21 protein-coding genes are annotated in these 16618 nt (G+C 69.0%); 17 read left to right on the top strand and 4 right to left on the bottom strand.

Going from position 1 to position 16618, the window contains the following annotated elements; translation table 11 throughout:
• Positions 1-7 precede the first annotated feature (7 nt).
• From QMF80_RS20910 to QMF80_RS20895, 4 genes are all read right to left on the bottom strand, one after another.
• On the bottom strand, positions 8-610 hold the full coding sequence (locus QMF80_RS20910) for a hypothetical protein (RefSeq protein WP_283455535.1): 603 nt from the start codon (positions 608-610) through the stop codon (positions 8-10).
• A complete protein-coding gene (locus QMF80_RS20905; RefSeq protein WP_283455533.1) occupies positions 607-1743 on the bottom strand; it encodes an MAB_1171c family putative transporter in 1137 nt (378 codons plus the stop codon). The genes QMF80_RS20910 and QMF80_RS20905 overlap by 4 nt, the downstream gene beginning before the upstream one ends.
• A 5-nt stretch (positions 1744-1748) precedes the next feature.
• On the bottom strand, positions 1749-2408 hold the full coding sequence (locus QMF80_RS20900; RefSeq protein ID WP_267759507.1) for a hypothetical protein: 660 nt from the start codon (positions 2406-2408) through the stop codon (positions 1749-1751).
• Between the two features lie 106 nt (positions 2409-2514).
• The gene (locus tag QMF80_RS20895) at positions 2515-3021 is read right to left on the bottom strand and encodes a helix-turn-helix domain-containing protein (RefSeq protein WP_283455529.1); all 507 of its coding nucleotides are present in this window, start codon (positions 3019-3021) and stop codon (positions 2515-2517) included.
• A gap of 412 nt (positions 3022-3433) precedes the next feature.
• Here QMF80_RS20895 and QMF80_RS20890 point away from each other — a divergent pair, with 412 nt between their 5' ends.
• From QMF80_RS20890 to QMF80_RS20810, 17 genes are all read left to right on the top strand, one after another.
• Entirely contained in the window at positions 3434-3748 is a 315-nt protein-coding gene (locus QMF80_RS20890) for a hypothetical protein (RefSeq protein WP_283455527.1), read from the top strand.
• A gap of 190 nt (positions 3749-3938) precedes the next feature.
• The gene (locus QMF80_RS20885) at positions 3939-4880 is read left to right on the top strand and encodes a ParB/RepB/Spo0J family partition protein (RefSeq protein WP_267759078.1); all 942 of its coding nucleotides are present in this window, start codon (positions 3939-3941) and stop codon (positions 4878-4880) included.
• 74 nt (positions 4881-4954) lie between these two features.
• Positions 4955-5173, top strand: a complete 219-nt coding sequence (locus QMF80_RS20880) for a hypothetical protein (RefSeq protein ID WP_283455522.1) — start codon at positions 4955-4957, stop codon at positions 5171-5173.
• A 38-nt stretch (positions 5174-5211) separates the two neighbouring features.
• Complete coding sequence (locus QMF80_RS20875; protein WP_283455520.1) at positions 5212-6036, top strand: hypothetical protein; 825 nt, start codon at positions 5212-5214, stop codon at positions 6034-6036.
• 97 nt (positions 6037-6133) lie between these two features.
• Positions 6134-6376 (top strand): hypothetical protein, encoded by a 243-nt coding sequence (locus QMF80_RS20870; protein ID WP_283455518.1) that lies wholly within the window; start codon positions 6134-6136, stop codon positions 6374-6376.
• Between the two features lie 35 nt (positions 6377-6411).
• Positions 6412-6684 carry a hypothetical protein gene (locus tag QMF80_RS20865; protein ID WP_283455515.1) on the top strand — a complete coding sequence of 91 codons (273 nt, stop codon included), beginning with the start codon at positions 6412-6414 and terminating at the stop codon, positions 6682-6684.
• 3 nt (positions 6685-6687) lie between these two features.
• Positions 6688-6813, top strand: coding sequence for a hypothetical protein (locus QMF80_RS20860; protein WP_283455514.1), 126 nt, complete (start codon positions 6688-6690; stop codon positions 6811-6813).
• 264 nt (positions 6814-7077) lie between these two features.
• Positions 7078-7332 (top strand): hypothetical protein, encoded by a 255-nt coding sequence (locus QMF80_RS20855; RefSeq protein WP_283455512.1) that lies wholly within the window; start codon positions 7078-7080, stop codon positions 7330-7332.
• The gene (locus QMF80_RS20850) at positions 7329-7649 is read left to right on the top strand and encodes a VRR-NUC domain-containing protein (RefSeq protein ID WP_283455510.1); all 321 of its coding nucleotides are present in this window, start codon (positions 7329-7331) and stop codon (positions 7647-7649) included. The genes QMF80_RS20855 and QMF80_RS20850 overlap by 4 nt, the downstream gene beginning before the upstream one ends.
• 132 nt (positions 7650-7781) lie before the next feature.
• Entirely contained in the window at positions 7782-7985 is a 204-nt protein-coding gene (locus QMF80_RS20845) for a hypothetical protein (RefSeq protein ID WP_283455508.1), read from the top strand.
• 572 nt (positions 7986-8557) lie between these two features.
• Positions 8558-9313 (top strand): 2-phosphosulfolactate phosphatase, encoded by a 756-nt coding sequence (locus tag QMF80_RS20840; protein ID WP_283455506.1) that lies wholly within the window; start codon positions 8558-8560, stop codon positions 9311-9313.
• A 123-nt stretch (positions 9314-9436) separates the two neighbouring features.
• Positions 9437-10342 (top strand): helix-turn-helix domain-containing protein, encoded by a 906-nt coding sequence (locus QMF80_RS20835; protein WP_283455505.1) that lies wholly within the window; start codon positions 9437-9439, stop codon positions 10340-10342.
• An 11-nt stretch (positions 10343-10353) separates the two neighbouring features.
• On the top strand, positions 10354-11547 hold the full coding sequence (locus QMF80_RS20830) for a M20 family metallopeptidase (RefSeq protein WP_283455503.1): 1194 nt from the start codon (positions 10354-10356) through the stop codon (positions 11545-11547).
• A 189-nt stretch (positions 11548-11736) separates the two neighbouring features.
• The gene (locus QMF80_RS20825; protein WP_283455501.1) at positions 11737-11859 is read left to right on the top strand and encodes a hypothetical protein; all 123 of its coding nucleotides are present in this window, start codon (positions 11737-11739) and stop codon (positions 11857-11859) included.
• Between the two features lie 122 nt (positions 11860-11981).
• Positions 11982-13841 (top strand): asparagine synthase-related protein, encoded by a 1860-nt coding sequence (locus QMF80_RS20820; RefSeq protein WP_283455499.1) that lies wholly within the window; start codon positions 11982-11984, stop codon positions 13839-13841.
• A 50-nt stretch (positions 13842-13891) separates the two neighbouring features.
• A complete protein-coding gene (locus QMF80_RS20815; protein ID WP_283455496.1) occupies positions 13892-14560 on the top strand; it encodes a lasso peptide biosynthesis B2 protein in 669 nt (222 codons plus the stop codon).
• 56 nt (positions 14561-14616) lie between these two features.
• Positions 14617-16587 carry an ABC transporter ATP-binding protein gene (locus QMF80_RS20810; protein ID WP_283455495.1) on the top strand — a complete coding sequence of 657 codons (1971 nt, stop codon included), beginning with the start codon at positions 14617-14619 and terminating at the stop codon, positions 16585-16587.
• Positions 16588-16618 lie beyond the last annotated feature (31 nt).

The following is a 16618-nucleotide window of genomic DNA, read 5'->3' as shown; positions in this document are numbered from 1 at the left end:
CCCTGCGTCAGCGCAGCCACATGAATACGGCGGCCGCGATTCCAGCTCCCGCGGCGGCGCCTGCGACGACCTGGGCGAAAGTGTGCGCGGAGAGCACGAGGCGGCTCCAGCCGATTATCGCGACGAGCGGCACGGCGACGAGAGCCCACCACCCGAACGCGAGCGAGGCCACTGCCACGGCCCCGGCAGGCACAGCCGTGTGGAACGAGATCTTCCAGACGGTGGTCACGAGCAGGAACGCGGCGAGGGCCGCCATCATGGCGGCAACCAGGGCCAGCAGTTCACGCGGGGCGTCGAAGGCAACCATCACGGCGATGCCAGATCCCACGGAGACCATGATCCCGGGGATGACCAGAAGCCGGTCCTGCCTCCGCCGGATGTGACGGTCCCCCCACAGCTTGCGGCGTTCACCCCACTTGATCCACAGAATCGGAAGAACGCCGGAGAAGATTCCAGCGACGACGCCCCAAGCCACCCCAGACCAACCTGCCGCGTGCCAGCCCACCGCGAGGGTGATCACAAGCAGCCAGTTCTTCGGTTCGAGAGCGTCAGTGACCCGTTGGGCCACCACCGTGCGGGTGCTGGGTTCGGTGAGGGTCGGTGTGGTCATGATGAGGTCCTCGTGGAGCTGGCGGTGCCGGCCGTCTTGTAGGCGTCAGCAAGGGCGGTAAGACGTTGCACCTCGGCGTCGAAGTCGAGTTCATCCAGGTCGACCGCCGCCTCGTTGATCGAGATCTGGTCTGCTGCCGCGTCCGCTGGATGATGCCCGCGGATCTTGGCGTGCCGGGCCGCGTGGAGGCCCGACGCCTGGATCGCTGTGTCGCCGCCACCGTCGCCCCGCTGCCGGAGCGCGTCAGGAATGTAGGGGGCGAGGGCCGAAGCAGCATCGCGGATCTCGATGACGACACGGTGGAGTTGGATACGGGGATTGCGCCCCAGGGGCGCGGCCAGGACCACTTCCGGCACCACGGTAGTCAGGTCACGCCACAGGGGACGGAGGCGACGTACTGCCGTCCAGTCCTGGTGCGCGCTGCACAGGACATCTACGGGGGCTACCGCGTTCCCGAGGATGATCAGAATGATCGCGAGGTACTGCACCGCGTCGGCCAGAGGCTGGAATTGTGCTTCGCCGAGGGGGAAGTCCTTGTCCAGCATCTGGTAGCCGAGGTGCGCTGCGCGCAGCAGTCCGTAGACCATGCCGAGGCCCGTTCCGATACCCAGCAGGCGCAGCCCCGCCCGCAGCCAGCTGCGCGCGGCGAGCCGTGCCGCGGACAGGCACATCCACGAGGCGAAGAACATGGCCGCACCCAGGTATATGACGAATGTCAGCGAGTAGCCGAGCGCAGGCAGCGAGTCCCGGTAGGCCTCGTAGAAGTTGGTGACCCTCGTCGGCTGTTCAGTGGCGATGAAGAGGCCGGTCATGACTGCTGCGACGGCAAGAGCGCCTGCAACGTTGTACGGCCGGGACCGCTCGAGGAAGCGGGGGTTGGACATGGCCGTCACGAATTCGAGAACGGCCGCGATGGCTACGATCCCAACGATGTGCTTGACCAGGACTGAGGCGTTGTGCGCGCCCAGCATGTCGTCGATGAAGAGTCCCGCGGCGGGGACGGATGTTGTCGCTGCGGCGGACAATCCTAGGAATGCCAGCCACATGGCGCGCTGACGCGGGTTCCGCATGGCGGCGGGAAACCGCCACAGGACCACCAGCCATAGCAGGATGACGGTGGTCAGCTTGATCATATTCATTACTTGCGTCGTGCGGGGTGCCCGAACGCGTCGTTGAGACGGCCCACAACACCCCCCGCCTCTCTGCTTTTGCTTTTGACTTCTGGCCGACGGCTCGCCCTTTCCAGGATGAGAGTCGCCAGAGTTTCGGCATCTCGTTCTTGCCTGCTGCGGAATCCCGTCCGGGCGAGCAGGCTGGCGATGCGGTCCGGGGAGAACCCCATCTCGCTGTCCAGGACTTTCACTTCGGCGGCCGAGGCGCGGACACGAGCCGCTTCTGAACGCAGTGCCTCTGACGCCGACGCCGCAGGTTCATCGCCTGTGGGTCCGTTCAGCTGCGCGACCACCTGGCCAAGGATGTGCGCCCCGTCGAGGTCGGGGTCCCCAAGCTCAGGTGCTGTGTGCCCGAGCAGCATGTGCGATACCTCATGGAGCACGATCTGCGCTCGAAGGAAGTCGGGTGCTGATGCGTCGTAGAAGACGAGGTCAGCGTCGTCCAGGCCCAGCCAGAGGCCACACGGGAGTTCCGTTGCGGGACCGGCTTCTACGGGGATCAGGATCAATGGCCTCCCCCGCAGGTTCGCAATCGAATCGCAGAAGTCCTGGAGGTCAAAAGGCTCAGGAATATGAAGGCCGCCGACGATGGCCGTCAGAGACTTCTTCCCCCTTGCCCAGAACATTCCCCGTCCTCACCGTGATCGCGTACGCCCCCCAGAGATCAGCACTCTGTGGCTGACCAACTGTATGCGCCGGATGGTTGAAGGTGGAACCGGGGCCTCCCCATGGTTACTCGGGGCTGCGACCCTTGACCGTCTTCGAATTCACCCTTGGTAGGCCTTCGGCGGCCCGGTACGTGTCGACCATGCCCTTGATGCCGCGCAGGGCAGTTGTCGACAAACCGCCGAGCCGGAATAGGACGGCCCGAACTTCCTTGTCCTCTAGGGCATTTGCGAGATCTTCGCCGGCGGCGGCACGATCCACATCGCCCTTGATTTCGCGGATCCGCTCGTCGATCGGCCCGCTCACCGCATCGTCGAAGAAGTAGCCAACAGGGACGCCGAAGAACGAGGCGAGGGCGCGGAGGGAGTCAGCGCCGGGATTGGTGATCTTGCCGCTTCGGATGTTGCTGATCGTGGCGTGCGTCACCGTCGGGTCGCCGTCGGCCGCCCTCTGCTTGATCAGGGCCTCGATCTCTCGGCTCACGTAAGGACCTCGACCCTGCGGGTGCAGCGCCTTGATCAGGTAGTCGAGTTTCTCGCCGATCGTGCGGCTGGCGGGGGCTTCCTTGCTCATGGTCACCTCTCTCTCGCCCACCGTCGGGGCACAGGGCTTGTACCGCCCCAGTGTCTCATCTGTTTTCCAGGGTCAGCCCGGCAGGGGTAAGACTTGCCTCTCTTGTTTGACACGACGGGGAGTAGTTGACATATGGTCACATCGTCAACGATCACCCGATTCTTGGGGATGGCGCACCCTGCCTGGAGGCGCCGTCGACCGACGCCGGCTCCAGCGCAAGCGCGACCACGGAGAGACCTTGCCGCACTCAGCTGGACAGTTACGCCTCGGGTCGATCGAGCTACGGCCAGGCCGCTGACCTGGATAACCTTTCGGTCGACCCACTCGGCCGCACCCTGGCAGAACGGCCGAGGCGGGACGTAACGCAAGCCCACCACGGCGGGCTGAACATCATGGGGGGCTTGTGATTAACGTGCAGCGCATCATCGCGCTGTCGAGGCAGCCGCGGCAGTCGGCGGGCGAAGGGCCGATCGGTGACCGCTCGCCCGCGCTCCAGACGCTCGGCGACCTGGGTCACGAAGCGAGTCCCCTCGCCCGCCCCATCGCCTGGAGCGAGGCGGCGTGCCGCAGCGCCGAACGGCGCTCCCGGAAGTTCAGCGCGCCAGGGAGCCTGTGCGCCGCATGCCCTCTGGCAATCGACTGCTCGGTGGCGCTCTCGGCGGGCGCGCCGACCGAGGTTCAGCAGTGGCGCGAGCGCGTGGACGGGGGTCGCGCGCTCGCGGCATGAGGGGGAAGCCGAGGGGCGTCGGAGAAATCCGGCGCCCCTCGGCGTTTCCCCAGTTCACAGCCTCGACCAGTTGTGGCCGAGGTCACGTTGCCCTCATCTCCGGGGGCTGGACACCCTCCCCATACATAGTAGAATTCAGGTATAAGCAAGGGCAGGGAAGCCCACAGCCAAACACCTCTTGGAGCCTGAAATGACCTACCGCACCGTGAAGATGAGCCAGGTCCGCCCGAACCCGAACCAGCCCCGCGACTACTTCAACGAGGACGCGATCAAGGAGCTGGCCGCCTCCATCAAGCAGTACGGGCAGATCGCGCCGATCGAGGTAGCCCCGGACAACGAGAAGGGCGGCTACGAAATCGTCTCCGGCGAGCGCCGCTACCGCGCCCTGACGCTCCTGGAGAAGACGACCGTGAAGGTCTCCATCATCTCGGAGCAGGACGAACTGAAGCGGTTCAAGCGGTCCATGTCGGAGAACGTCAACCGCGAGGACATGACCCCGTTCGAGGAGGCCCACGGCTACCAGCGGATCCTGGACGAGGAGGACGGCGCCACGGTCGCAAGCGTGGCCGCCGACTTCGGCAAGACCACCGCCTACGTGAAGCTCCGTCTCGCGCTGCTGGACCTGCGCATCGAGTTCCAGAAACTCGTACAGGACGGTGCGATCGGCACGGCGGCCGCTGTTCAGATCGCCTCGCTCAGCCTCGCCAACCAGGGCGCACTGCTCGGCAAGTTCGCTCGCGGGGAGTTCAAGGCCGACAACGAGATCGTGCACTTCGCCTTCGCCATGAAGCAGCAGCAGGACCAGGCCGTCCTGATGGTCGTCGAGGACATGAGCGAGCAGCAGCGCGAGGAGCGCGCCGCAACCCAGAAGAAGACCAGGGGAACGCTCGACCGCGTCGAGCAGATCCGCGCCATGCTCGACGAGATCGCCAAGACGGACCCGGTCAAGCTGGCGCAGGCCCTCGAAGGTCAGGTCGGGTCTCGCCTGGAGCAGCTGGACCGGGTGGCCGACTCCCTGACCAAGGCGCGGTGGCAGCTCAAGCAGGCCAAGGCGCACGCCGAGGCCGCTGAGCTGATCGTCAACCCGGAGGCCGAGGCCGAGGAGCACAAGGGCGAGCCGGTCGCGGCCTGACGCTGCGGGGGTGGGGCGCACCATGCGCCCCGCCCCGCCTCGCCCGCCACTCCGCCCTCGCACAGGAGATGCCCATGACCCCGCCGCCCGCCGGCCCCGCCTGGACCGCGATGCCGCACAGCGACTTCGACGCCAACGCCCCAGCCGTGCTCCCCGTCAGCTCCGGCCCGAAACGCATCTATGCCACCACCGACTCCTTCGGCACGGAAGCCCTGTTCGGCGACACCCCGCCACCGAAGAAGGAGCGCACCAAGCAGGCCACCCCGGACCCCGGCCAGGAGGGGCTGTTCTGATGCCGGCGTTCCCTCCCGAACCCTCACCGTCGCGCCCCGTGGACGGCAAGGGGTGGAATCGCCTGTCGCTCAACGCGCACATGGGCGCCGGAGGGCCGCAATGCGCCCTGCGGCCGCGGTCATACGCCACGCTGCGCGAGAGCTTCGACACCAGACGCGCCCGGTGGGGCGGCTTCGGCCCGTGCACCCAGACGCAGCCTTACGCCTGCGCCCGCTGCCCGCTATGGACGGGCCTGGCGGCTGCGGCTGAACAGGTGTCCTTCAACTCGCCGCTCGTCCTAGTCCGCGTCGAGACGGCGTACGAGGCGGGAGCGCCGTTCTCCGGAGGCCGGACCACATCGCTGTGGATGACCGACGATGCTGCTGACCCCGACTACCAGCAGCACGGGCAGCCGTGGACTTGGGGTCGACTGACCCGGCTGCAGGGCTGGGATCTTGGCCGCGCTCGGCGCGATGAGATCGGTGAGGGCTTCTGGATGCACCGCACGAGCTGGGCTCCGGCCCCGCACGTCGAGATCCGGACTCGGGCCGGGGCGTCCGTACGACACGTGCTCCTCGTGACGGGCCAGGGCGCCTGCCTGGTGGTCTGTCCGGGTGGGTGCAGGCACGACGAGCGGCTGCTCAACGCGATCGGCCATCAGGTGCCCGAGGTACTGGACGACGAGCCCACGCAGGTGAGGGGGCGCAGGCTGGCGCTGACCGGCGACGGTTCGGGCCGGCGCGTGGCCGCGCGGGGAAGGTCGGGGATGACGATCTCGGGCGACCACGAGGGCCCGGTGCGCCTGTCCTTGACGGGGTCCCAGTGGACCGATGAACAGATTCAAGGGGTCGCTGCCGCGCTGCTGGAGCACGGGCGGGTGTAGGGCGGCGCTTTCGGAGGGGCTGGACACCCCCCTGATGCATAGTAGAATCAAGATACAAGGAGGGCGGTGGTCGCCTTCACTGCGAGAGGAGACCTGAATGCCGCTCACCCACTCCCCCGTTATCTGTGCCGACACTTTCGACTTCGAGGCGCCCGAGTGCGAGAGCTGCGACGGACTGGGATGGGAGGTCTACCTCCACGGGCCGCACGAGCAGACGCGCGAGTGCGCCGAGTGCCACGGCATCGGGCGCCGCATCGACTGCAAGGACTGTGAGGACGGCGTGAGCCCCGCCACCGATGACACGTGCGAGACCTGCGACGGCTTCGGCGCCCTCTACTGACCATAAATAGGCCATCACCCATAGAAGGATCTGCAATGAATCTCGGCGACGTCCTCACCCACGAAGCCCTCACCACCGGCAGCGGCTTTGCCGTGTTCGCCACAGCCACCGGCAGCCGCCGCCTGGCCATCACTCTGGACGGCGGAGGCGTCCAGCACTTCGAGCGCCCCGCCGCCGGCGGCCCCGGCGACTGGATCGCGACCGACCTGGAAGGGCAGGCCAGCGGCTGCGCCTTCAATGAGCCCGTCACCCCCGAATGGGGCCGCGGCCTGGAACTCATTGCCACCACCCGAACACAGAAGGACTGAACCATGGAGTACGAAGTCGGCACCGCCGTCACCCCGAGTAGCACCGGCCCCAGCCGCCACATCCGCATCCCCGGTGAGGTCTCCGGCTACGCGACGGACCCATTCACCGGTGACCGACTGTGGCCGTGACCTGGAGCGGCTTGCGCAAGCCGCAGCTCTACGACCTCAACGACGTGATTGAACTCGACTGACAGGCAGGAAATAGGCCACCACACAAAACCGTGTTACGGTCCTGCACATCAGGCCAGAGGCACGGCCCGATACCCACCCACCTCCGGACGGGCAGCGACACCCCGCGCCCAGCCCGCCCGGACCGGCTCGTCAGATACGAGCCACCCCCTCCGGCCGGGACCCGCCCCCACTGCGGGTCCCGGCCCACCCATGGAGAAACAGATGCCTACGACCACGACCCATGACGACCTCGAAGAGGCACAGGCCATGGAGCAGTACGGGCACCCCCTCGCCGAACTCACCAGCGAGCGGTACTCGATCGACGACGTCCTCCGCGACCGGCACCGCCGAGCGAACCCCCGGCCGCCGGCACTGGTCTACACGCCGCAGCCGGACCCGAAGGCCGCCGAGCACTACGCCGTCCTTGAGGCAGCGATAGCGGGCTGGACCTACCGGCCCTCCGCGAACGCGCAGTGAGCGAGGAGCAGTTCCGCCGCCACGTGAGGCAACTGGCCCTGCTCCGCGGCTGGACCCTCGTCTACCACACGCACAACTCGCAGCGCAGCGACGCAGGATGGCCCGACGAGGTGTACGGGCACCCGCTGACCCGCCGGACCTTGTTCGTTGAGCTGAAGACTGACACCGGCAAGGTGCGCCCCGCTCAACGCGAGTGGCTCACCCACTTGGCGGCCTGCGGCTTCGAGGCCGCCCTGTGGCGGCCACGTGACCTCGCACTCATCGTCGCCACCCTCGCGCCCAACGGCCCACGCTCCACCCTCCCCAGCACATTCTGACGAGGAAGACACCATGGCCCACGATCCCGACTCCGCACCGGCCCCCGGCTCGATTTGGTGTAACTCCTGCGACAGCTGGTTCAACGTCATCACCAACACCTGCCGCTGCAACAACCGCTGATGGTGAACGCCGTGCCCTACACCCCTGCGGCCCACCGGGGCTCGATCCGCACCCGCTCCGCCCTTGTCCTCCCGCTCACCGTCGAGCAGGCCCTTGCCGAGATCGTCGAGCTCGCCAACCAGCTGTGCGGGGAGCTCGCCGACAGCCAGTGGTCCACAGCCGCCCGCATCCGCCACCTCGCCGAGGCATCCCACATGAACGGAGCCACCCCCTGATGCACGCCCGCTTCGAGCCCCTGCCGTCCCGGAACTCGGATGCCGACGCCACCGCCGCGTCACTGCGCGACCGCCACGGTGAGTGGGCACACGTAGACGCGCGCGACTCGACCAACCAGGCTGCGAACCTTGCCTACCGGATCCGCAGCGGCCGGCACACCTCATTCCGGCCCGCCGGTGCGTACGAGACCCGATCCCAAGGCACGGACGTCTGGGCGCGATACGTCGGCCCCCGCGCCAAGGCCACCTAGACCCATGCACACAAGCCCGCCTGACCCAATCGGCAGAGGTGCGCGGTACCGGCCCAGTCTGGGATATCGGCCGCAGAGATCCGGGTTCGAACTCCGGTGCGGGCACTCACCCCAGGCCCTCGGGCCGCAGCAGCTCGCCCCCGTTGAGCACGGTGCACCCACGGGTCGAGCAATTCCCTCCGAAGCCTCCTCGGATCCCGCTAGTGCAACTCCGCGTTGATCCTGCGAGGGTCTGATCAGGGGGCGGAGGGATGGCTGCTCCGATGGATGGTTGGCCCCCGCTGGCGCTGGTGTCTGGATGCAATGGGATGGTCTTCAGCTATGGACGATTGGTTTCTGCAGACAGGCAGTGGGGCGCGATTCGATTGGGGGCCCGTCGGCGCGCAGCGGCTCGCGGCGGATGTCGCGTGTTTGGTGGTCGTCGACGTGTTGTCGTTCACGACCTCGGTGACGGTGGCTGTGGAGTCCGGGACGCGAGTCTTTCCCTATGCCTGGCGTGACGAGACCGCGTCGAGGTTCGCTGATGAGATGGGGGCACGGTTGGCCGTCGGGCGGCGCATGGCCACGCCGGCGTTCCCGTGGTCGCTGTCTCCGGCGGCGCTGAGAAGTGCTCCGTTCGCCCCGCGCCTGGTCCTACCCTCTCCCAACGGTTCCGCGATCGCCGCCGCGGCCGGGGAGGCGATGGTGGTTGCGGGTTGCCTGCGCAACGCGTCGGCGGTGGGCCGTTGGCTCGCCCATCAGAGTTTCGGAACCCTAGACCGCCCGGTCGCCGTGATCGCCTCAGGCGAGCGATGGCCCGACGGCAGTCTGCGCCCCGCGCTGGAGGATCTGCTCGGCGCCGGAGCGGTCCTCGCGGCACTACGGAAGCAAAGTGGCGGCCCGCTGTCGCCCGAAGCGGCCGCCGCAGCCGACTGCTTCGAGGCGACGCCGGATGTCGTGATCGCGGTCACCAGCAGCGCATCCGGTCGAGAACTCACGGACGGAGGCTTCGCCGGGGACGTGGACATCGCGACCGAACTGGACGTCTGCGACATCGTTCCGATCCTTACCGACGGAGCGTTCAAGGCAGGTGGGTGACCGCGCCTCGCCGGCTTCGACCGGTGTGGCGGTGAGTCAGCTCTTCACCAAGATGGGTCCGAGCTCGGACTCAGCTCCGGCCCCGAGGCGCCCCGGCCGGTTGCAGGCCGGAATCCAGCCTCGATGCTGCGTGCGCCCTGCACACCCGTTGCCGCAACGCGCATGATGCTGGGCGGTTGTGTATTCCTGCGCTTCCACCGCACCGCCTACTTTCCCGACCGCCACCTCTGCCTTGGGGGATTCATGAGCGCCTCCGTACATCCCGATTCGGGGCTCAAGCGCGCTCGTCAGGCGCGGCACATGACGCTGGAGGAGGCGTCCGATGCCCTGAACGGCATCACGGGCGGCTCGACGGACGCGAGCCTGCTCAGCGCGTGGGAGTCCGGCCGTAAGCGGACGGGAATCAAGAACCGGCGGGGCCTGTGCCAGCTGTACCGGGAGCGGGGGGAGATCCTCTTCGCCCATCAGGACGGCGCAGAGAACGCGAGCTCCCTCGAGGCGAGCGGCACCTCCGTGGTGGTACGCGTCCTGAACCGGTATTCCGATCTTTTGGAGGCCATGGTCGAGGTTGCGGCCGGAGCCCGCGAGCAGCTGGTGGTGACGGGGTCGCGGTCCCGGGAGAAGTCCTACCTGGCGGCGATCGAGACCGTGGTGGCGCAGCAGCCGGACCTGGTGCACTTCCGGGTGCTGTACGGGCCACCCAGGCACGAGGCCTTGACCGCGCACTTGGTGCGGCTGCTGGAGTTACGTGATCCCGGGGAGCGCCGGAACGGGCAGAAGACCCTGCACATCGGGATGGTGGAGCCTTCGTCGGCAATGGAACGGTTCTTCGTCGCTTCGGAGACCGCCGCGGTGGTGCCGCTCCCGAGTTTCCACGGGGCGGAGGGCTTCGACTGCGGGGTCCTGCTGAGCCGGGAGGCCGCCGTGGGGCTTCTCCAGCATGGAAAAGAAGCGTGCGCGTCCGCACGGCCGTTGGAGACGATGGCGGCTGTACGCGCGCTGCCGCACCGGCAGGGCGGGGCGCTGTGACAGGGAGAAGCGTGAACGAGACCGTGGCAGCTGCAGCCCATCAGGTGGAGTCCGTGGTGGAGCTGGCCCAAGATCTGATCCGGCAGCCCAGCCGTGGCGGAGTCGATGACTACAGTCCGGTGCTCGGAACGCTGGAGGCGTGGCTGACCCGCCGGTCTCTCCCCCACCGGCGCCTCCACGACGGGGACGGTCGCCTCGTCGGCCTCCTGGTGGAGATCGCGGGTGGGCGCCCCGGACCGTGGTGGACGCTGGACGCCTGCGTCGACACCGCCGACTTCGGCGACGACCGGTCATGGAGCTTCCCGCCGACCGTCGCCGATGTCCACGAGGGCTGGCTGCGGGGCCGGGGAGCAGCCGACTCAAAGCTGGCGGCCTCCGCGTTCTGCCACATCGCAGCGGAGGTCCACGAACGCGCGCACGAGCTGGCTGGCGGGCTCGCGGTACTGCTCGACGTGGATGAACACACCGGCGGTTTCGGTGGCGCGCTGGCCTACCTCGCGGACCCCGACACCTCCATTCCCGCAGGCGTGATGATCGGCTACCCCGGAATGGACGAGGTAGTGGTGGGCGGGCGCGGGCTGTGGCGGGCGACGATCTCCGTACACGCCCCGTCGGGGCACTCCGGGTCCAGCCGCACCATCGTCGGCGCGGTCTCCCGCGCCGCCGCCCTCGTGCAACTCCTGGACGCGGCGCAACTCCCGCAGGCCCCGGCGACCGGCGCCCGGTTCCCTCTGCCACCCAAGCTGTCCGTGACCTCCTTCCACGGTGGACAGGGCTTCTCCGTGGTGCCGCAGCGGTGCGACATCAACATCGACGTGCGCACCACCCCCGACTTCGACTCGGCGGATGCCGAGAACCTGGTCCGCAAGACGGTCGCCGAGTTCGACGCAGAGGTTCCCGGACCGCAGCCCACGGACATCAAGGTCGTGGCGAGCTGGCCGCCGTTCCAGCTCGGGGCCGACGAACAGCCCGCCGCGGCCCTCATGTCCGCCGCACACCGCCTGGGCACACCGGTCCGGCCTAAGACAGCCGGACCGTCGAACATCGGGAATTTGCTGGCCCTGCACGGCATCCCGGCCACCGCCGGGTTCGGACTCCCCTACGAAGGGCTGCACGGCATCGACGAGCGGGCAGACCTCTCCGAGCTGCCCCGCGTCTACGCGATCTACCACCAGGCCGTTCTCGATCTGCTGGATGCGCCCTGACCTCGGTACGTCCTAATCGGATACCAGGTTCCTCCCAGGGGACATCCCAGTAAGGACCCAACTACGCCTCTTCTGACAGATGTTGAGCCGGGGTGTCCATAGAGGTGTTCGAAGGGCCGACCGAGGCGAGACCAGACCGGGCGGGCCGACGGACAGTCCCTAACCCCCGAGCATTCTGTGGAGGATGCAATGGAGCTCATCGAGACCCCCGAGTACGTCACCCCGGCCGTGTCCACCCTCGGCACGGTCACCGGCGCCACCCTCGGCTCGGCCGGCAACGACCAGGCCGACGACACCCAGTACTTCGTCTAACCCGCCCGCCCGAGAGGGCGTGACGCGGTGAGCGAGCGCCCGGGACGCCGACCTGACAGGTCGTCCCGGGCGCTTGCGCTGCGGCGGCAAGGGTCCGGTTCACAGACAAGGAGGGCGGGACGATGAGGTTCGTGGCGGGGATCTACGACACCGGGCGCGACAGGGCGCCGGGCAGCAGGTGGCGGCCGTGCGCACGGCGCGAGATAGCCATGGAAGGGCCGGGCCGCATCTGGTATGCGAACTACACCGAGACGGAAGTCCGTAGCAGTCCTGCATTGGGCGGCACAGCCGAGGTCATCGCGATCGGCTCGTGCCTGGCCACAGCGTCGGAGCTGCGCGAGGCCCGGGATGCGGCGGAGCGCGGGAACACGGCCCTTGCCGCGCGGCTGCCGGGGGCGTACCTGAGCGTGGTCCGGACCGCAGACACCGTGCGTGTGGCCGGTGACCGCGCGGGGACGGTCAGTGCGTTCTGGATCGTAGACGGGGACGAGGTCCTGTGGTCGACCTCGGCGCTGGTCCTGGCGGCGTACGCGGGGTCGTCACCATCCCTGGACCGGCTCCTCGCTTCGTTCACCGTCCACCGGGTCGACCCGCTCGGCGGCCGTCATTCGTACTTCGACGGAATCAGCAGGGTCCCCCCGGGCAGGGCCCTGGTGCTGGAGCCCGGCCGGCTCCCGCGCACGGAACCGGTCACGCCTTCCGTGTCCGGCCTGCTCAGCTTCGAGGAAGGCGCCGAGGCCCTGGCGGACCGGGTGACGACGGCGGTGGTGCGCCGCATGGCCCTGTACGGCAAGACGTCCACCGATGTGTCCGGGGGTATCGACAGCAGCGCGGTGACCGCCGTGGCGTCGAATCGGGCACCGGTCCTCGCCATCACCTACACCGACCGGCAGATGGCCGCAGAGGACGACCTGCTGTACGCGCGGCGCCTCGCCGGTGACCTGCCGGGAATCCAGCATGCGATGGTGGACGGATCCGCGCTGGGAGTGAAGCACTTCGACCGGCTCGACAGCGTCACGAAGCTGCCCTTAACCGACAGCCCGTCGCTGAGCCTGGGGGTTCTGGCCATCAAGGCCGCTCACCTGGAGCCCGCGCTCGCGTACGGCTCCCGCGCTCACCTGACCGGGCGCGGTGGAGACGATGTCCTGGACGCGGTCCCGACCACGAACATTGACCTCTTCCACAGTGGGCACCGGTCGGCGGCTGCCCGCGATACCGGCGCGTTCGCCCGCGCGCGGCAACGCTCTGTCCTCTCCGTCCTTACGGAGGCTGCCCGCACCGCGCGCACGACGTACCCGCAGGCCTTGACCCGGCTGGCCGAAGAATTGGAGCGCCGTTCCCCGCTTGCTCTGCGGCCGGGACCGATGGCTTGGTGCGGGGCTACGGCTGCCGCAGCATGGCTCACCGCCGGAGGGCGGTCCGCCGTGGCCGCTCTGGTAGACGACGCGGCCCGGCGTGCCGACCTGGACATCCGGCCAGGGGTGCTCCATGAGCGTCTCGCCCTGGAACGGATGGGGGAGGAACACGCGACGTTCGACGACATCGCCCGTCAGCGGTGGGGCCTGCCGGTCCACGCCCCCTACCTGGACAGTCTCGTCGTCGACGCCTGCCACGCGGTCCCTGGCTGGGAACGGTCGCGGCCCGGAGACTTCAAGCCCCTGGCCCGTGCGGCGTTCAGCGCGGTGATGCCCGCGTACGGCCTGAACCGGCGAACGAAGACGGCGCACACGCAGAGCGTCTACGCCGGCCTGCGGGCCAACGCCGCGGCCCTGACCGCGATCATCAAGTCCTCGGCTCTGGCGCAGGCCGGTCTGATCGACCCGGTCCGAGCCGTCGCCGCCCTTGAGGCGGCCGTACGCGGGGAACCCGCCCCGCTGGCCGGGCTGCACAGCCTGATCGCCATCGAGCGATGGAGGGCCGCCGTACCCATCCGGCGCGAGCTGTTCTGGGAGCAGGCACCGGCCGCCAAGGAGGCGGCGTGAAGTGCGCCAGCGGCGTTTACGCCGCCCGGACTGGTGCCGATGTCGCCTTGATGGACACCCGCCGCGGGCGCGGACAATGGCGGTTCCTCGACCCTGTCGGTGCCCAGCTGTGGACGAAGACCACCGCGGGCACGCCGGTGCCCGAGGCGATCGAGGAACTGGCCGCCTACTGGTCGAGCCGGGGCGTCGACGCGGACACCGTGCGCGCAGACCTGCGAGCGGTGGCCGACGACCTTGAGGCCGCCCGGCTGCTCACCGGCGCCGAGCAGCCGCCCACGGTCGGCGTGACAGTGCCTACGGTCCGCTTCGCCTCAACCGGCTCCGTCCCGCTGCGTCAACAGATCGCCGGTCAGGCCGGACTAGCGTTCGCGCTCGTGCTGCTGCGGTGCATGCCCGTGCGCTGTGCTGTCGCCGTCGCCCGCGCCGTGACCCGGCTACCGGGGCGGGCAGCGACCGCCGACGAGGCCGCCGTCGCGCATACCGCCGTTCGCAGGGCGGCCCGCGGCTGGCCCGGGAGGGCCGCCTGCTTGGAGGAGTCCCTCGGCGCCCACCTCGCCGCCGCACTCACCGGCCGCCGGGTCCGCTGGGTCCTGGGTGCACGGTTCGCACCCCATGGTGCGCACGCGTGGATCGAGGCCGAAGGAGTCGTCATCGGGCAAGCCGAGACAGACCGCGTCTGGCCGTACGCAGCCGCCCTTCAGGTGGAACGCTCGAACTGAAATTCGCTACCCCTCGCCACCACAACCACCCGTATGGGTGACGCGTTGCTCCATGCATGACAGACACACAGCCCCGCATCAGCGGCACGGCCGACACCGCTCCCGTACCCCCCAGCGCCGCCCGCGCGCGGGCCGCTCGCCGCCGGAGCCGTACTCCGGTGGCTGGCGATGTCCTGCCGCAGTACAAGGTCAGCGCCGAACGCCACGAAGACGCACTCGCTGACTCCCTGCCCACCATGCTTCGCCGCCTGCCCTCTCTCGCCGCTACTGCGATGCGCCTGGCCTGGGCCGCCGACCGGCCTGCCGTGCTGTGGCTGGCCGTGGTCCAGTTCGTCGGTGGGGTGCTGACCGCGATCGGCCTGTACGCCACCCGCGGTGCGCTCATCCCCCTCTTCGCGTCCGGGGCAGCCGTCGACCGGCTGCAGCAGGCTTTGCCATCCCTCGCCCTGATCACCGGCGCGGCCGTCACCCGGTCCTTGGCCTCCGCGATGGCGGTGAGCATGACGGCCCGCGTCGGCCCCCGCGTCGACAGCATGGCGGAGCTCCGCTATCTCGGCGCCGCCACCCGCGTCCCGCTCGCCGCGTACGACGATCCGGCATGGTGCGACCACAGCGAAGCCGCCAACCGTGCATCCAAGGACGTCCACCTCATGATCGAGGCCCTCGCCTCGGTGGCCGCCTCCATGCTCGGAATCCTGGCCGCCCTCGGGATCCTCGCCACGCTGCACCCCGCGCTGGTACCCCTGCTGCTGCTCGCCGTCCTCCCCAAGGGAGCAGCAGCCATCTACGGAGCGCGGGCTGTCCACCGCGCCGAGCGGCACACACTCGCGGACCGGCGACTGAGGCACACGCTGATGTACCACACCTCCGGCCGCGCGACCGCTCTGGACGTACGCGCCAGCACCATGCGGCCCTGGCTGCTCTCGGAGTTCGGCTCCGTTGCCCGGCGCCTGGAAGTCCACGCCGAGCAAGTGGGGCGCAGCACCGCGCGCTATCAGCTCGTCGGGGATGCGCTCGCCGGCGGCGCGATGCTCCTCGTCTACACAGCACTGGTGTGGCTGGTCACTGGCGGGACGGTGCCGATCGCCGCCGCCGGTACGGCCGTGATCGCCGTACAGACCAGCCGCATCCTGCTGACCGGCCTGGTCACCGGCATGCACACCACCTACAAGGTCGGCCTCTACCTGCACGACTGGGCCAGCTTCCTCGAGGACGCCGACACCCGAACCCGTCTCCCCCTCCCAGCGGCCACCGTCCCCGCAGAACCCAGCATCATCCGCGCCCAGAACGTCACCTTCACCTACCCCGGCGGGACCGTACCCGCCCTCTCGGATGTGTCCGTCACCGTGCGACGAGGCGAAGTCCTTGCCATCGTCGGCGCGAACGGCTCCGGTAAATCGACCCTGGCCAAGCTCCTTTGCGGGCTGTACGCCCCCACCCAGGGCGCCGTGACGTGGGACGGGACCAACTTGGCCGACGCCGACCCCGAGGAGATCTGGCGGCATCTGGCTATGCTCCCCCAGGACATCGCCCGCTGGCAGACAACCGCCCGCGCCAACATCACCCTCGGCCAGGGCGAGGGCGGCGACGCCGCGGTCATGGCCGCGGCGGCAGCAGCCAGCGCCGACGCAGTACTCGAAAGGCTCCCCGACGGCCTCGACACCAATCTGGCGCCGTCGCAGTGGGGCGGCGTGGACCTCTCCGGCGGCCAGTGGCAGCGGCTCGCCGCCGCGCGCGCGTTCTATCGAGCCGAAGCCCCGCTTCTCGTCTGCGACGAGCCGACCTCGGCGCTCGACCCACGCGCCGAGGAAGCGATGTACGAGCGGATCCGCGACCTGAGCGCCGGCCGCACCGTCATCCTCATCACCCACCGCTTGGGCTCCACCCGGTCCGCAGACCGCATCCTCGTCCTCGACAAGGGACACGTCATCGAGGAGGGCACCCACGAAGCACTGCTCACCCACGATGCCGAGTACGCCACCATGTGGCGGAAGCAAGCGCAGACGTACAGCGACCTGGCCGTGTGAAGCAGCCAACGAAGCGACACCCTTGATCACC

Origin of the sequence: Streptomyces sp. G-G2 (assembly GCF_030063135.1) — a bacterium.
Lineage (GTDB): Bacteria > Actinomycetota > Actinomycetes > Streptomycetales > Streptomycetaceae > Streptomyces.
This window is presented reverse-complemented; position numbering and strand designations above follow the sequence as displayed.

Excerpts from the sequence above, each read along its gene's own strand:
- QMF80_RS20865 (WP_283455515.1), top strand. The coding sequence starts at position 6,412 with ATGAATCTCGGCGACGTCCTCACCCACGAAGCCCTCACCACCGGCAGC.
- QMF80_RS20810 (WP_283455495.1), top strand. The coding sequence starts at position 14,617 with ATGACAGACACACAGCCCCGCATCAGCGGCACGGCCGACACCGCTCCC.
- QMF80_RS20905 (WP_283455533.1), bottom strand. The coding sequence starts at position 1,743 with ATGATCAAGCTGACCACCGTCATCCTGCTATGGCTGGTGGTCCTGTGG.
- QMF80_RS20910 (WP_283455535.1), bottom strand. The coding sequence starts at position 610 with ATGACCACACCGACCCTCACCGAACCCAGCACCCGCACGGTGGTGGCC.
- QMF80_RS20860 (WP_283455514.1), top strand. The coding sequence starts at position 6,688 with ATGGAGTACGAAGTCGGCACCGCCGTCACCCCGAGTAGCACCGGCCCC.
- QMF80_RS20820 (WP_283455499.1), top strand. The coding sequence starts at position 11,982 with ATGAGGTTCGTGGCGGGGATCTACGACACCGGGCGCGACAGGGCGCCG.
- QMF80_RS20885 (WP_267759078.1), top strand. The coding sequence starts at position 3,939 with ATGACCTACCGCACCGTGAAGATGAGCCAGGTCCGCCCGAACCCGAAC.
- QMF80_RS20855 (WP_283455512.1), top strand. The coding sequence starts at position 7,078 with ATGCCTACGACCACGACCCATGACGACCTCGAAGAGGCACAGGCCATG.
- QMF80_RS20840 (WP_283455506.1), top strand. The coding sequence starts at position 8,558 with ATGGACGATTGGTTTCTGCAGACAGGCAGTGGGGCGCGATTCGATTGG.
- QMF80_RS20815 (WP_283455496.1), top strand. The coding sequence starts at position 13,892 with ATGGACACCCGCCGCGGGCGCGGACAATGGCGGTTCCTCGACCCTGTC.
- QMF80_RS20900 (WP_267759507.1), bottom strand. The coding sequence starts at position 2,408 with ATGTTCTGGGCAAGGGGGAAGAAGTCTCTGACGGCCATCGTCGGCGGC.
- QMF80_RS20835 (WP_283455505.1), top strand. The coding sequence starts at position 9,437 with ATGCTGCGTGCGCCCTGCACACCCGTTGCCGCAACGCGCATGATGCTG.
- QMF80_RS20870 (WP_283455518.1), top strand. The coding sequence starts at position 6,134 with ATGCCGCTCACCCACTCCCCCGTTATCTGTGCCGACACTTTCGACTTC.
- QMF80_RS20895 (WP_283455529.1), bottom strand. The coding sequence starts at position 3,021 with ATGAGCAAGGAAGCCCCCGCCAGCCGCACGATCGGCGAGAAACTCGAC.
- QMF80_RS20880 (WP_283455522.1), top strand. The coding sequence starts at position 4,955 with ATGACCCCGCCGCCCGCCGGCCCCGCCTGGACCGCGATGCCGCACAGC.
- QMF80_RS20825 (WP_283455501.1), top strand. The coding sequence starts at position 11,737 with ATGGAGCTCATCGAGACCCCCGAGTACGTCACCCCGGCCGTGTCCACC.